This window comes from Streptomyces sp. SLBN-8D4, from assembly GCF_049739545.1.
GTDB lineage: Bacteria > Actinomycetota > Actinomycetes > Streptomycetales > Streptomycetaceae > Streptomyces > Streptomyces canus_C.
In genome coordinates, this window is record NZ_JBMGQC010000001.1 from 6,436,596 (window position 1) to 6,449,128 (window position 12,533).

The 12,533-nt window shown below is 70.7% G+C and carries 11 protein-coding genes; 6 read left to right on the forward strand and 5 right to left on the reverse strand.

Features of this window, described 5'->3' with window-relative positions:
* The first annotated feature begins 678 nt into the window (after nucleotides 1-678).
* Together RKD20_RS29175 and RKD20_RS29180 are read left to right on the forward strand one after the other, a co-directional pair.
* The gene (locus RKD20_RS29175) at nucleotides 679-1,227 is read left to right on the forward strand and encodes a hypothetical protein (protein WP_424880296.1); all 549 of its coding nucleotides are present in this window, start codon (nucleotides 679-681) and stop codon (nucleotides 1,225-1,227) included.
* Nucleotides 1,228-1,727: 500 nt separating this feature from the next.
* Nucleotides 1,728-2,138 (forward strand): hypothetical protein, encoded by a 411-nt coding sequence (locus RKD20_RS29180; RefSeq protein WP_424883351.1) that lies wholly within the window; start codon nucleotides 1,728-1,730, stop codon nucleotides 2,136-2,138.
* 162 nt (nucleotides 2,139-2,300) lie between these two features.
* Here the strand turns inward: RKD20_RS29180 and RKD20_RS29185 are convergent, their stop codons facing one another.
* The 5 genes from RKD20_RS29185 to RKD20_RS29205 form a co-directional block, all read right to left on the reverse strand.
* Nucleotides 2,301-2,600: a hypothetical protein gene (locus RKD20_RS29185; RefSeq protein WP_424880297.1), complete on the reverse strand. Its 300-nt coding sequence runs from the start codon at nucleotides 2,598-2,600 to the stop codon at nucleotides 2,301-2,303.
* Nucleotides 2,601-2,696: 96 nt separating this feature from the next.
* Nucleotides 2,697-2,843, reverse strand: a complete 147-nt coding sequence (locus tag RKD20_RS29190) for a hypothetical protein (protein ID WP_424880298.1) — start codon at nucleotides 2,841-2,843, stop codon at nucleotides 2,697-2,699.
* 106 nt (nucleotides 2,844-2,949) lie between these two features.
* Nucleotides 2,950-3,783, reverse strand: a complete 834-nt coding sequence (locus RKD20_RS29195; RefSeq protein ID WP_424880299.1) for a class II glutamine amidotransferase — start codon at nucleotides 3,781-3,783, stop codon at nucleotides 2,950-2,952.
* A gap of 105 nt (nucleotides 3,784-3,888) precedes the next feature.
* Nucleotides 3,889-4,587, reverse strand: coding sequence for a DUF899 domain-containing protein (locus RKD20_RS29200; RefSeq protein WP_424880300.1), 699 nt, complete (start codon nucleotides 4,585-4,587; stop codon nucleotides 3,889-3,891).
* A gap of 150 nt (nucleotides 4,588-4,737) precedes the next feature.
* Complete coding sequence (locus RKD20_RS29205; RefSeq protein WP_424880301.1) at nucleotides 4,738-5,322, reverse strand: TerD family protein; 585 nt, start codon at nucleotides 5,320-5,322, stop codon at nucleotides 4,738-4,740.
* Nucleotides 5,323-5,416: 94 nt separating this feature from the next.
* Here RKD20_RS29205 and RKD20_RS29210 point away from each other — a divergent pair, with 94 nt between their 5' ends.
* The 4 genes from RKD20_RS29210 (at nucleotide 5,417) to RKD20_RS29225 (ending at nucleotide 12,336) form a co-directional block, all read left to right on the forward strand.
* Nucleotides 5,417-5,944, forward strand: coding sequence for a GNAT family N-acetyltransferase (locus tag RKD20_RS29210; protein WP_424880302.1), 528 nt, complete (start codon nucleotides 5,417-5,419; stop codon nucleotides 5,942-5,944).
* Nucleotides 5,945-5,959: 15 nt separating this feature from the next.
* On the forward strand, nucleotides 5,960-7,147 hold the full coding sequence (locus RKD20_RS29215; protein ID WP_424880303.1) for a hypothetical protein: 1,188 nt from the start codon (nucleotides 5,960-5,962) through the stop codon (nucleotides 7,145-7,147).
* 48 nt (nucleotides 7,148-7,195) lie between these two features.
* Complete coding sequence (locus RKD20_RS29220; protein ID WP_424880304.1) at nucleotides 7,196-7,960, forward strand: TIGR03936 family radical SAM-associated protein; 765 nt, start codon at nucleotides 7,196-7,198, stop codon at nucleotides 7,958-7,960.
* Between the two features lie 263 nt (nucleotides 7,961-8,223).
* Nucleotides 8,224-12,336, forward strand: a complete 4,113-nt coding sequence (locus tag RKD20_RS29225) for an Rne/Rng family ribonuclease (RefSeq protein WP_424880305.1) — start codon at nucleotides 8,224-8,226, stop codon at nucleotides 12,334-12,336.
* Nucleotides 12,337-12,533: the final 197 nt, after the last annotated feature.

The window sequence follows — 12,533 nt, forward strand, 5'->3', positions numbered from 1 at the left end:
GATCTTGCGTGACGGTTCATGGCCGGGTTATACGTCGCCATGAACTGTCGGAAAACGGGTGGGAGTTCGTCCGGCCGCTGCTGCCCGAGTCGTTGCGGGGCAGGAAGCGGTTGGACGAACGTACCGTGCTCAACGGGATCGTGTGGAAGCTGTACCGGTACGGCATGGCGGGAAGTGCCCGAGCGGCACAGTCCGTGGGCCACACTGCATCAGGGTCTTTGAGAAGTGATCTTGTGTCCGGGTTCGTCATGCCAGGCCGAGGGCAATGAGGGGCCGCGGGTGGTTTCGGGCGATGCGGCGGAGGGCGGCTGCGCTGTTGGTGTGGCCGTCTTGACGGTGGACGCCGATGGCGAGGTTGTGCAGGCGGCCATGACGCGGGGTACAGCTGGTTCTCGATGCGCCAGTGCCCCGACCGGGAAGAAGTTGCTGCGGGTGCCCTCGGGGACGGCAGCGAGGAAGAGGCGGCTGTTGTCCTCAGGGCACTTGGTGTGGAGAGCGGGCGGAGGTGGATCGTGCGGGAGACGCAGAGAACGCCGCTGCCGCCTCCCAGGGCCTCGACGGCTGTCCATTCCGAGGTGGAGTGGGTCTGAGGCCCTACCCACGGCCCGTCCGGCGCGTCTGGCGTCTGTGGTCTGTCGACTGCGGGCAAAGAGGTTCGAGTAATCTGCCCTACTCTTCGTGGCCATGTTGAAGTGGTGGGATGTGCTGCCGGATGACGAGCGGCAGCAGTGGGCCCTGGATCCGTTGATAGGCGTGGGCCCGCTGAGTTTCGGCATGAGCCCCGACGAGGTCTCGGAGGCTCTGAGCCCCGTCACGGCGGAATCGCAGAGGTGCACGCGTAGTCGGCCTGCGCAGGAGACCGTTTACAGCGTCGAGGGCGGTACCTACCAAGAGTTCGGCCTGAAGCTCTGCTACCGGCAGCAACGATTGGCCGGTGTCGTGGTGGATGCTCTGCGTGGACCTCAAGTCTTCGCTGACGACACGGCTCTGGTCGGCCGCGCGCCCTCGGTTTTGGAGCAGTGGTTGCTTGACCGAGCCGATGCCCGTGAGCCCGGTACGGAGCTCAGTTACATGGCCGCTGGCGTCCCTGTCTCAGAATCTCTGGGCGTCGTGATCGATGTGCAGCGAGCGGGTGATCACCTGTTCACGCGGCCGATCTTCGTACCTTCCGAAGCGATGGACGACCTTCCCCACTTCCTGCCGGCAAGCGCATGGTCGCGGTGCTGATGGACGCGGTCAGGTCATGTAAGGGGAAGAAGCTGCTGCCTCTTACGGTCAGGAATGGTGGTCCGGCACCGGCTTCGAGTGGTCACTCCTACTGACGTGAGCGAGGGGTTGCGGCGCATTGTGGGTGCCCTCGGGGACGGAAGCGAGGAGGAGACGGCTGCTGTCCTGAGGGCACCTGGTGCGCAGAGGGTCGGCGGTTGTCCATTCCGAGGCGGCGTGGGTCTGGGGGTTGCGAGCCGAGGAGAGTCCCGTACTCGGCTCGGTGTCGCCTGAGTGGCTGCTCTCGGTTCGCGACGTGTCCCATGGCTTCCTAGCGTGGCGATATCCGCTACGGAGGAGGCGCCATGTCAGCGAGCGAGCCGTCTGGGGGCAGTCCTCGGTGGGGAAGTCGGGGCCAGGCTTCTCCCCCTCCCGGGCAGTGGACCTCGCCCCCTGAGCCGCCGCGGAAGAAGCGACGGGGCCGTGGGTGTCTTTGGGGATGCGCCGGCGCCGTGACCGCGATGGTCGTCATCCTCATCGTGGTGCTGGTGATCGCGTCGGGGGACAAGGATGAGAGCACCACCGCTGCGCCCAGTACGAGTCCCACCGCGAAGAGGCACCAGGGGCGGACAGCGGAGCCGGAGGGGGAACGAGCCGACCTCGTCAGCTTCAAGCTCGACGACCGCTCGCAAGCCGGCATCACCGACATCTGGCTCGTTTGGACGATCAAGAACAGCAGCAGCGCGAAGTCCGACTACTCCTGGGACTGGGAAGCGGTCGACGCCGACGGCACTCGCGTGGGGGACGGTTCGGAGTTCGAGACCAACGTGCAACCCGGCCAGACGGCGCGGGGTGAGTTCTTCACGACGCTCAAGAGCGTGAAGGGCATCAAGCTCAACGTCACCAGCTTTGACCGGACTGCCAGCTACTGAGGGCGTGGGCAGTGCCTGCGCCGGCCTGATGGCGACGGCTGCTCCGTGGCGCGAGTCGACTGCGGACGGATGTGGGCTTGGGGCAGTGCTTGAGGAGGGGGTCAGCTTCCTGCCACGACAGGAACGACTCAGCCGGGAGCCGGGCCAGGCCACCCGAAATACTCACAGATTGCTTCCGACGCCACCCCGGCCGGAAGCGTTCTGAACGTCGGACGCGGAGTGCCAGGCATCCATGCCCGCTCGGGAGGCCTCCTTGGCCTGCTGCCACTTCAAGGCCGCCTGCTGGGAGGGAGGCACGTCCATGTTGCGGATCATGCGCTTGCCCGCCTTGACCGCGGCGAATGCCATAACGGCCATGCCGGCGCCGGACAGGAGGGCCCCGGCCGCGGTGAGTACGGCACCCATCGTGACGATCCGGTTGTCGATCTGGAACGTGTGCTCGGGCTGGTGGTGCGAGTTCATTCCTCCAGCATTCACCGGAGGGGGCAACATCGCATTCCGGGCAAGGTCGCACCATGTCAGGTCGTCTGATCGTTGGGCTGTGAACCCGAGCGGCCTTCATGGCGTCGGTGCCTTGGTCAGGGGCAGCTGGTGGGTGATGACCCGGGTGGGATCGACCTTGTCCTGCTCGATCAGGTTCAGCAGCGGCTTCATGTACTTCTGCGCATGGCACTGTCCGGTGCGCAGGGTCAGGGACCTGTTCATCCAGGCACCCGCCGGGAACTTGTCGATCAGGCCGCCGTAGACGCCGATGACCGATACGACGCCGCCGCCGGCGCAGGGAGGTAACGGCGGCGCCCCGACGCTACGGCTAAGGGAGTTGGGGCTGGAAGGGGTGGAGGATGTCCTCGCCCGGCTGGACGATGCCGTAGCTGCTCTCGGGGACTTCGTTCCAGGCGCCGGGCAGGTCGCCCAGGGGCTCGGAGACGACCAGGCGGGTCTCTTCCCCGACGTCTCGGAGGAAGGCGGCGTCCGGGTGGAGGGCGCGCAGGGAGTCCACCCGGGTGCTGTAGAAGAGGGACCGCGACGCGCCCTCGCTGGAGTAGCGGAAGGCCCACAGGCGGTCGCCGTCGGCGAGGGCGACGGTCATCTGGAGGGGGTGGGGGACGCCGTGTCTGCGTGCTGTCTCCTCGACCAGGCCGGCCATGCGGGCCACGGCACCCGGGGGGTCCTCGGTGAGGCCGAAGGTCAGGGACAGGTAGAACATCAGCTCTGAGTCGGTGGAGCCCTCCATCTCGGGATAGAGGGCCGGGTCGACGGCCAGGGCCAGGTCACGTCTGAGCCGATGGAATTCGTTGATCATGCCGTTGTGCATCCACAGCCAGCGGTCCCTGCGGAAGGGGTGGCAGTTGGTCTGCTGGACGGCTGTTCCGGTCGTCGCCCTGATGTGGGCGAAGAACAGCCCCGAGCGGACGTGGTGAGCGACTTCCTGCAGGTTCCGGTTGTTCCAGGCGGGGCCCACGTCCCGTAGCACCGCCGGTGTGGTGAGCTCCTGCGCGTACCAGCCGACGCCGAAGCCGTCGCCGTTGGTGGTCTCCACCCCCATGCGGGAGTGCAGGCTCTGGTCGATCAGACTGTGGCGAGGCTCGAACAGGACGTGGCTGAGAAGGACGGGCGTACCTGAGTAGGCGATCCAGCGGCACATGGGCGCACTCACCTTCCTCGCGCGAAGGGCGGCGTCACTCCTGCCATCAGTATGGACCGCCCGGGCGAGGGGAGCAGGGCGTGGCGCCCCCGCCCGGGGCCGGGCTCAGCGACCGTCGACCGTGTTCGGGACGTAGAGCGCCGCGATGTCCTTGGACGTGGCCCAGCGGCTGTAGGTGGGGGACTGGGGCCAGCCTTCGGGGGAGTCCTGCCATTCCTCCTGGCGGCCGTAGGGGAGGAGGTCGATCAGGGCGAAGGTGTGGCTGAGCTGTTCGGTGCCGCGGCCGTTGGTGTGCCAGGTGCGGTGGACGGTGTCGCCGTCGCGCAGGAAGACGTTGACCGCGAACCCTCCGTCGGGCGGGGCGCCGACGTCGGTCCCGAAGGGGCTGTTCGCGGTGGAGTACCACGGCATTTTGTTGCCGACCCGCTCCTTGTAGGCGAGCGCTTCCTCGATCGGGCCCTGGGTGACGATCACGAAGCGTGCGTCGTAGTTGTCCAGGAACTCCAGGCGGGTGTACTGCGAGGTGAAGCCGGTGCAGCCCGGGCACTGCCACTCCTGACCGGCGAACCACATGTGGTGGTAGACGATCAGCTGGCTCTTGCCCTCGAAGACGTCCGCCAGGCGGACCGGGCCGTCCTCGCCCTCCAGTGTGTAGTCGGGCATCTCGACCATCGGGAGGCGACGGCGTTCGGCGGCGACGGCGTCGAGCTCGCGCGTCGCGGCCTTCTCCCGGGCTCGCAGTTCCCCGAGCCGGCGCTCCCACGTCGCGGCGTCGACGACGGGAGGCAGTGCGTGTGCGGTCATGGGTCCCTCACAGAGTGCGTACGCGGCTTTCTCCTGTGCGGGGGCAGACCCTTTGGAGCTTCGGAATTCATCGGTGAGGAGAGCAAGAGGTGAGGGGGAGGGCCGCTCATGGCGTGGCCCTGCCCCTCGGCATCTCGCTGCTCCCACCCGCTACTTGCTCACGGCGAAGCGCATCAGGGCCAGTTCGTCGCCCTGCTTGATCTTTCCGGTGGTGTTGATGACTTCGAGCTTCCAGGTGGTGCCGACCCGGACCGCCTTGGCGACCGCGCAGCCGTTGTCCGTGGTGAGCATGCTCGGCCAGATGTCGGCGACCTGCTGGGAGCTGCCGCCGGAGGCGTCGTAGACCTTGAAGCTGATGTTGCGGGCCTTCTGGAAGGAGCTGCCCTTCTTGTAGGCGGCGGCGACGAACACGATCGAGGTGATGTGCGGCGGGAGCTTCGCGAACTCGACGGTGACCGTCTCGTCGTCGCCGTCCCCGTGGCCGGTCTGGTTGTCGCCGCTGTGGAGCAGGGAGCCGTTGCCTATGGGGTCGAGCGAGTCGAGGCCCGCCAGGCGCACCGGGTCGCCGTCGTGCATGGCGACGGCGATCAGGTCGAGGTCCGTGCCGCTCTTGCGGCGGAGCTTGCCGATCACCCCGCCGCTGGCACCCGCGGTGGGGTCCCAGGAGGCCCCTATGGACAGATGGGTCACGCCGTCCAGGTCGGCGGGGCCGTCTTCCTTCGTAAGCGTAATCATGGGGACATAGTGCACGGGCTCTCATGGCGGCCGGCACCGCGGGCCCGCGCAAATCCGTGGCCGGGGCGGGCCGCGGTCTCGCCATCATGGGGTGATGCCGCAGCTGACCGTGCCCGACGTCCGGTTCCACGCCTCCTACCTCGACGCCGTACGCGAGTTCACCGAAGCCGGCCAGGACCCGGCCGTGCTGGAGAGCGGGTGGATCGGACCGCACGCGGAGGTGTTGCGGGAGCCCGCGGGTTTCGCGGCCTTCGTGGACATGCTGCGCGCGGAGACGCGGCGGCCGCGCCGGCCGGACTGGGTGCCGATGACGAACCTCTGGTACGTCGAGGACGACACCTTCCTCGGCAGGCTCTCGATACGGCACCGGCTCACCCCGCACCTGCTGGAACTCGGCGGCCACATCGGGTACGTGGTCCGCCCCGGCGCCCGGCGACGGGGACACGCCACCGCCATGCTCGCTGCCGCCCTGCCCGTCTGCCGTCAACTCGGCATCGACCGGGCCCTGGTGACCTGTGACGCCACCAACACCGCGTCTCGTAAGGTGATCGAGGCCAATGACGGAGAATTCGAGGACCGGCGCGGCGTAAAGCTGCGGTACTGGATCCGTACGGGGAACTGAGGCGTCTACGTCGTTATGGACCTGGAGAAGCAGCCCGCGCCGCAGGCACCCCCGCCCGAGGGATGTCTGACCGTCGCGATTCGCATCCCCGTACGCATCGTGGTGCTCGTGCTGGTCGTGCCCGTGCGGCTCGTGTGGGACGCGTTCGTCGTGGTGGGGCGCTTCCTGCGGGACAGCGTGCTGCGGCCGCTGTGGCGGGCACTGGTCGTCTGGCCCTGCGTGGCCCTGTGGCGATACCTGGTCGTGCCGCTCGCCAAGGCGGTCGGCTGGCTCGGCAAGGTGCTCCTTGTCGTCCCCCTGGTGTGGCTGTACCGGTATGTGCTGACGCCGGTCGGGCACGGCATCGCCTGGACCGCGCGGGGAGTGGGTGCCGGCCTGGCGTGGCTGTACGCGCGCGTGCTCACTCCGGTCGGGCACGGCATCGTGTGGCTCCTCAAGGGCCTTGGCGCAGGCCTCGTCTGGATCTTCACAGTGATCGGACACGGCATCGTGGCAGTCCTGCGGGGGATCACGTGGGTCCTGCGGGGCCTCGTGGCCGGGCTGACGTGGGTGTACGCGCGCGTGTTCACTCCGCTCGGGCACGGGATCGTGTGGCTCCTCAAGGGCGTCGGAGCCGTGCTCGCCTGGATCTTCACGCCGGTGGGGCGCGCGATCGTCTGGTGCGCCAGGGGGCTCGTGTGGCTGGCGAGCGCCGTGGTCACCGGTGTCGGTGTCGGCCTGTACTGGATCGCCCGGATCCTGCTCGTGCTGCCCGCCGTCGCCCTGTGGCGCTGGATCCTCGCGCCCGTGGGAAGAGCCCTCGCCGTCGTCGGTCGGGAGGTGTGGGACGCGCTCGGGCACGCCTGGCGGATCGCGGGGCACGTCTCCCTCGCCGTCGGCCGGTTCCTCGGCACCCTCTTCCGGTGGGTCTTCGTCGAGCCGGTGCGCTGGGTGTACCGCGAGATCCTGACCCCCGTCGGACACGCGATCCGGGACACGGTGCTGCGTCCCGTCGCCGAGGCCGCGCGCAGTGTGGGCCGGATCACCCGGGCCACGCTCGCCTCCGCCCGGGAGTCCGTACGGCAGGCCCGGGCCGACGTCCGGCGGATGCTCTTCGGCGCGGACGCGGAGACCCGTGAGCGTGAGCTGGTGGCCCGGCGGGAACCGACCGCCGCCGACACACGTACTCTTGGTAGCAGTACGACCGCACTCACGAAGGACTGAGCGACACTGGGCAAGCGACAGCCCGAAGGCCCGCCGCCCGCACCGGCGGTGCAGCGCATCCGACTGCGCTACACCAAGCGCGGCCGCCTCCGGTTCACCAGCCACCGTGACTTCCAGCGCGCCTTCGAGCGTGCGCTGCGCCGTGCCGAGGTGCCCATGGCGTACTCGGCGGGGTTCACGCCGCATCCGAAGGTGTCGTACGCCAATGCCGCACCCACCGGCACGGGCAGTGAGGCGGAGTACCTGGAGATCGCGCTCACGCAGGCGCGCGACCCGGAGAAGCTGCGGCTCCTCCTCGACGAGTCGCTGCCCGCCGGGCTGGACGTCGTCGACGCGGTCGAGGCCCGCACCTCGGGACTCGCCGACCGGCTCACCGCTTCCGTGTGGGAGCTCAGGCTGGACGGCGTGGACCCGGCCGAGGTCGGGCGCGCGGTCGCCGCGTTCAACGCCGCCGAGGCGGTCGAGGTCCAGCGCACCACCAAGAACGGCCTGAGGACCTTCGACGCCCGCCCCGCGGTCGTACAACTTGAAACGCACAGTGAACCTGCTGATAGGCCGACCGAGCAGCCCTGTGCGATACTGCGGCTGGTTGTTCGGCACGTGACGCCTGCCGTACGACCCGACGACGTCCTGTCCGGTCTCCGCGCCGTGGCCGACCTGGCGCCGCCGGTCCCCGCAGCGGTGACCAGGCTGGCGCAGGGGCTGCTCGATGAAGAGACCGGCACGGTGACCGACCCGCTCGCGCCCGACCGCGAGGCAGCCGAGGCCCACTCACAGGCCGAACCGACTGCCGCCGCGAAGGCGCCGGCGTAAGGAAGGTCCCGCGAAGGACGGGCGTCGTAGCGCAGCCCTCGGACTCGGGAGCCACCTGGGTCGGGCAGTGCACTGACCACAAGACTTTCGCCAGGCCGTACCCAACAAGGGCGTACGGAACCGGCGAGACAGGACACAGAGAGCTCCCGTGCGGCGCCCGCGCCCCGGACGGCGGCACCGCGCATCGCGCGAGCCGCGGACGTCACCGGCATCTTCGCCGGACCAGGCGCGGCGCCCGGGAGCCTGACGGGAGACAAGCCCGCATGCTCGAACCGACCGAACCCATCGAGGGTTCCGAACAGAACACTCCGAGCGACACCCTGCCGCCGCGTCGTCGGCGCCGTGCCGCCTCCAGGCCGGCGGGACCGCCGGTCGCCGCCGCCCCGGGCGGCGAGGAGGTCGTCGCTCCGGCCATACCGGCCGCGGAGGCGGAGGACCTCGTCACGGACGAGGAGGAGAAGCTCGACGAGAACGTCGAGAACACCCAGAGCCCTGAGGCGCAGGAGCCGGCCGAGGCCGCCGCGCCCGCCGGGCGTCCGCGTCGGCGTGCGACGCGCCGGGCGTCCGCCCCCGTCGGGGCTCCCGCTGCGGCCGAGGCCGCCGAGACCGTGGTGCCTGCGGTGGCCGCCGAGGCGCCCGCCGAGACCGCGGCCGCGGACAGCGCGCCCGCCGTCGAGGACGCGGCTCCGCCCGCCGGGCGTACCCGTCGGCGCGCGACCCGTCGGGTGTCCGCGCCCGCCGGTGAGGCCGCGGCCGCTGAGGCCGCCGGGACCGTGGTGCCCGTGGTGACCGCCGAGACGCCTGCCGTGGCCGAGAGCGCCGACGAGGCGCCCGCTGCCGAGACCGCCGCGCCCGCCGGGCGTACGCGCCGCCGTGCCTCGCACCGCGCCGCCGCGCCCGCCGGTGCTCCGGAGGCCGCGGAGCCCGTGGCCGCGGCGCCTGCCGCCGTCGAGGTCGCCGAGACCGTCGAGCCGGTGGCCGCGCAAGCGCCCGCCGAGAGCGCCGATGCCGAGGACGCGAGCCCGCGTCGTACCCGCCGCCGTGCCACGCGTCGCGTCTCCGCGCCTGCCGGTGCCCCCGAGGGCGAGGCCGTCGAGGCCACGCCGTCCGAGCCGGTTGCCGAGGTCCCCGCCGTGCAGGAACCCGCCGCTGAGGCCCCCACCACTGAGGCCCCCACCGAGGAGGCCCCCGTCGAGGAGGCCGCCCCGCGTCGTGGCCGTCGCCGGTCCGTCCGCCAGGCCGCCACCGGGTTCTCCGAGCCCGCGCGGCGCGGTGCCGCTGCCGGTGCCGAGGAGGAGGACGGGGCGTCGCGTAGGCCCGCGCGGCCCGCGGTCGCCGTGTTCCAGGCGCCCGTCTTCACCGAGCCGCAGTTCCAGACCCCGCAGCGGGCCGCCGCCGAGGCCGCCGCGGAGGCGGTGGCCGGGCACAGCGAGCCGGACGAGTCCGTCGAGTCCGTCGTCGAGCCGGTCGAGGAGATCGCCGAGGAGCAGACCGGGTCGCGGCGCCGCCGCCGGCGCCGGGGTGCCGGTGACGAGCCCGAGGTGCGGGAGACCGCCGCCGAGACCGTCGTGGAGGAAGAGGAGACGGACGAGGCCGCCGAGGACTCCGCCGATGGGGACGACACCGAGGAGCCCGGGTCGCGGCGCCGCCGTCGGCGCGGTGGACGTCGCCGTCGTCGCGGCGAGTCCGCCGAGGCCTCTGACGAGGACGCGGAGGACTCCGACGAACCCGCCGAGGAGACCGGGCGGGCCGCGCAGGACGAGGACGACGCCGAGCACGACGACGAGGACGACGAGGACGCCCGTTCGGACGAGTCCGGCGGCTCCAGTTCCAGCAGCCGTCGCCGCCGTCGCCGCAGGCGCCGGGCCGGTGACTCGGCCGCCGACGCCGAGCCCGGTGACGGCGACCCCGAGCGGACCGTCGTCAAGGTGCGCGAGCCGCGCGCGAAGGCCGAGCCGTCCGACGAGGTGCAGTCCATCAAGGGCTCGACCCGTCTTGAGGCCAAGAAGCAGCGCCGCCGTGAGGGCCGCGAGCAGGGGCGTCGCCGCGTCCCGATCATCACCGAGGCCGAGTTCCTGGCCCGCCGCGAGGCCGTCGAGCGCGTGATGGTCGTCCGGCAGAGCGGTGAGCGCACCCAGATCGGCGTCCTCGAGGACGGTGTGCTCGTCGAGCACTACGTCAACAAGGAGCAGGCCACCTCGTACGTCGGCAACGTCTACCTGGGCAAGGTCCAGAACGTGCTGCCGTCGATGGAGGCCGCCTTCATCGACATCGGCAAGGGCCGCAACGCGGTGCTGTACGCCGGTGAGGTCAACTTCGAGGCGCTCGGCATGGCCAACGGGCCGCGCCGCATCGAGTCCGCGCTCAAGTCCGGCCAGCCCGTGCTCGTCCAGGTGACGAAGGACCCGATCGGGCACAAGGGCGCGCGTCTGACCAGCCAGGTCTCCCTCCCGGGCCGCTACCTGGTGTACGTCCCCGAGGGCTCCATGACCGGCATCAGCCGCAAGCTGCCCGACACCGAGCGCGCGCGGCTGAAGACCATCCTCAAGAGGATCGTCCCCGAGGACGCGGGCGTCATCGTGCGCACCGCCGCCGAGGGCGCGAGCGAGGACGAGCTGCGCCGCGATGTCGAGCGGCTGCAGGGTCAGTGGGAGGACATCCAGAAGAAGGCCAAGAGCGGCAACGCCCCCACGCTGCTCTACGGCGAGCCGGACATGACCGTCCGGGTCGTCCGCGACATCTTCAACGAGGACTTCTCCAAGGTCGTCGTGAGCGGTGACGAGGGCTGGCAGACCATCCACGGATACGTCTCGCACGTCGCGCCCGACCTCGCCGACCGGCTCCAGAGGTGGACCTCCGAGGTCGACGTCTTCGCCACGTACCGGATCGACGAGCAGCTCGCCAAGGCACTGGACCGCAAGGTCTGGCTGCCCAGTGGCGGTTCGCTGGTGATCGACCGGACCGAGGCGATGGTCGTCGTCGACGTCAACACCGGCAAGTTCACCGGCCAGGGCGGCAACCTGGAGGAGACGGTCACCAGGAACAACCTGGAGGCGGCCGAGGAGATCGTGCGTCAGCTCAGGCTGCGTGACCTCGGCGGCATCATCGTCATCGACTTCATCGACATGGTCCTGGAGTCCAACCGGGACCTGGTGCTCAGGCGTCTGCTGGAGTGCCTCGGCCGGGACCGGACCAAGCACCAGGTCGCCGAGGTCACCTCGCTGGGCCTGGTCCAGATGACCCGCAAGCGGGTCGGACAGGGCCTGCTGGAGTCCTTCTCGGAGACCTGCGTCCACTGCAACGGCCGCGGTGTCATCGTCCACATGGAGCAGCCGACCTCCGCCGGTGGCGGCGGCAAGCGCAAGAAGCGCGGGCGCGGCGGCGACGGGCACGAGCACACGCACGAGCACACCCACGAGGCCGCGGCCGCCCTGGAGGCGCCGGAGGACATCGAGGTCGAGACCGAGGCGGAGCTCGCCGCCGAGGTGGCCGAGCCGATCGCCCTCGCGCCCACCGAGTTCGCCCCCGACGAGGAGCTGTACAGCAGCGTCGCCGAGGCGGAGGCCGCGGCCACGCGCGGACGTGGCCGTCGCAGGGCGAGCCGCCGGGCGTCCGCTCCGGCCGGTGCCCCGCGGGGCGGCGGGTCGCGGAGGCCGGGTGGCGCCGAGGCGCCGGCCGACCAGGAGAGCCAGGTCTCCGAGGACGTCGAGGTCCCGACCGCTCAGGCCGTACCGGCCGAGGCGGAGATCGCGCGTCCGGTGCAGCCGGAGACGGCCGCCGAGGCCCAGGCCGAGCCGGTTGCCGCGGAGGACCCCGTCGTGGAGGCCGCGACCGCGAGCGAGCCCGCCGCTGCCGACGAGGCCGCTCCCCAGGGCCGCACGCGTCGCAGGGCCACCCGCAGGGCGTCGGCTCCGGCCGGTTCCCCGGCGGGTGCCGAGTCGGCCGTGGTGACGGTCGCCGAGGCCGCGCCGGTGGTCGAGGCACAGGCCGAGGAGGCCTCGCCGGTCGCGTCGGCCGAGCCCGAGGCCGTCGCCGAGAGCGCCGCCCCGGCCCGTCCGCGCCGCCGTGCCGTCCGCAAGGCCACCGCGCCCACCGCGTCCGAGGAGGCGGCCGTCGTGGTCGTGCCGTCGGCCGAGGCGCCGGTCGACGCGCAGGAGGCCGCCGAGGAGGCGGCTCCGGCCAAGAAGACGGCCCGCAAGACGGCCAAGAAGGCCACGGCGAAGAAGGCCGCGACCAAGAAGACCGTTGCCAAGAAGACGGTCGCGAAGAAGACCGCCGCCAAGAAGACGACCGCGAAGAAGGCGGCGTCGAAGAAGACGGTGGCGGCCGAGCAGCAGTCGCCGCAGTCCGTGTCGACCCCGGCCGACGAGTCCTGACGCACGGGCACCGCACAATTTCAGCCGTCTGAAGATCGAAATCCGCTCCTGGTTCGCCGGGGGCGGATTTCGTGATTCTGTGGGTATTGCGTCCGACGGAAAGTTGTCAACCGGTGATCGATCATGTGAATGGCCGGTGAATCCCGGTCCTGTCCCCAGGGTTATGATGTGAGCCGAGATTGACGCTTAAATTAGAC

Excerpts from the sequence above, each read along its gene's own strand:
- RKD20_RS29210 (WP_424880302.1), top strand. The coding sequence starts at position 5,417 with ATGCCGCAGCTGACCGTGCCCGACGTCCGGTTCCACGCCTCCTACCTC.
- RKD20_RS29215 (WP_424880303.1), top strand. The coding sequence starts at position 5,960 with ATGGACCTGGAGAAGCAGCCCGCGCCGCAGGCACCCCCGCCCGAGGGA.
- RKD20_RS29200 (WP_424880300.1), bottom strand. The coding sequence starts at position 4,587 with ATGACCGCACACGCACTGCCTCCCGTCGTCGACGCCGCGACGTGGGAG.
- RKD20_RS29185 (WP_424880297.1), bottom strand. The coding sequence starts at position 2,600 with ATGAACTCGCACCACCAGCCCGAGCACACGTTCCAGATCGACAACCGG.
- RKD20_RS29205 (WP_424880301.1), bottom strand. The coding sequence starts at position 5,322 with ATGATTACGCTTACGAAGGAAGACGGCCCCGCCGACCTGGACGGCGTG.
- RKD20_RS29195 (WP_424880299.1), bottom strand. The coding sequence starts at position 3,783 with ATGTGCCGCTGGATCGCCTACTCAGGTACGCCCGTCCTTCTCAGCCAC.
- RKD20_RS29225 (WP_424880305.1), top strand. The coding sequence starts at position 8,224 with ATGCTCGAACCGACCGAACCCATCGAGGGTTCCGAACAGAACACTCCG.
- RKD20_RS29180 (WP_424883351.1), top strand. The coding sequence starts at position 1,728 with ATGGTCGTCATCCTCATCGTGGTGCTGGTGATCGCGTCGGGGGACAAG.
- RKD20_RS29190 (WP_424880298.1), bottom strand. The coding sequence starts at position 2,843 with ATGAACAGGTCCCTGACCCTGCGCACCGGACAGTGCCATGCGCAGAAG.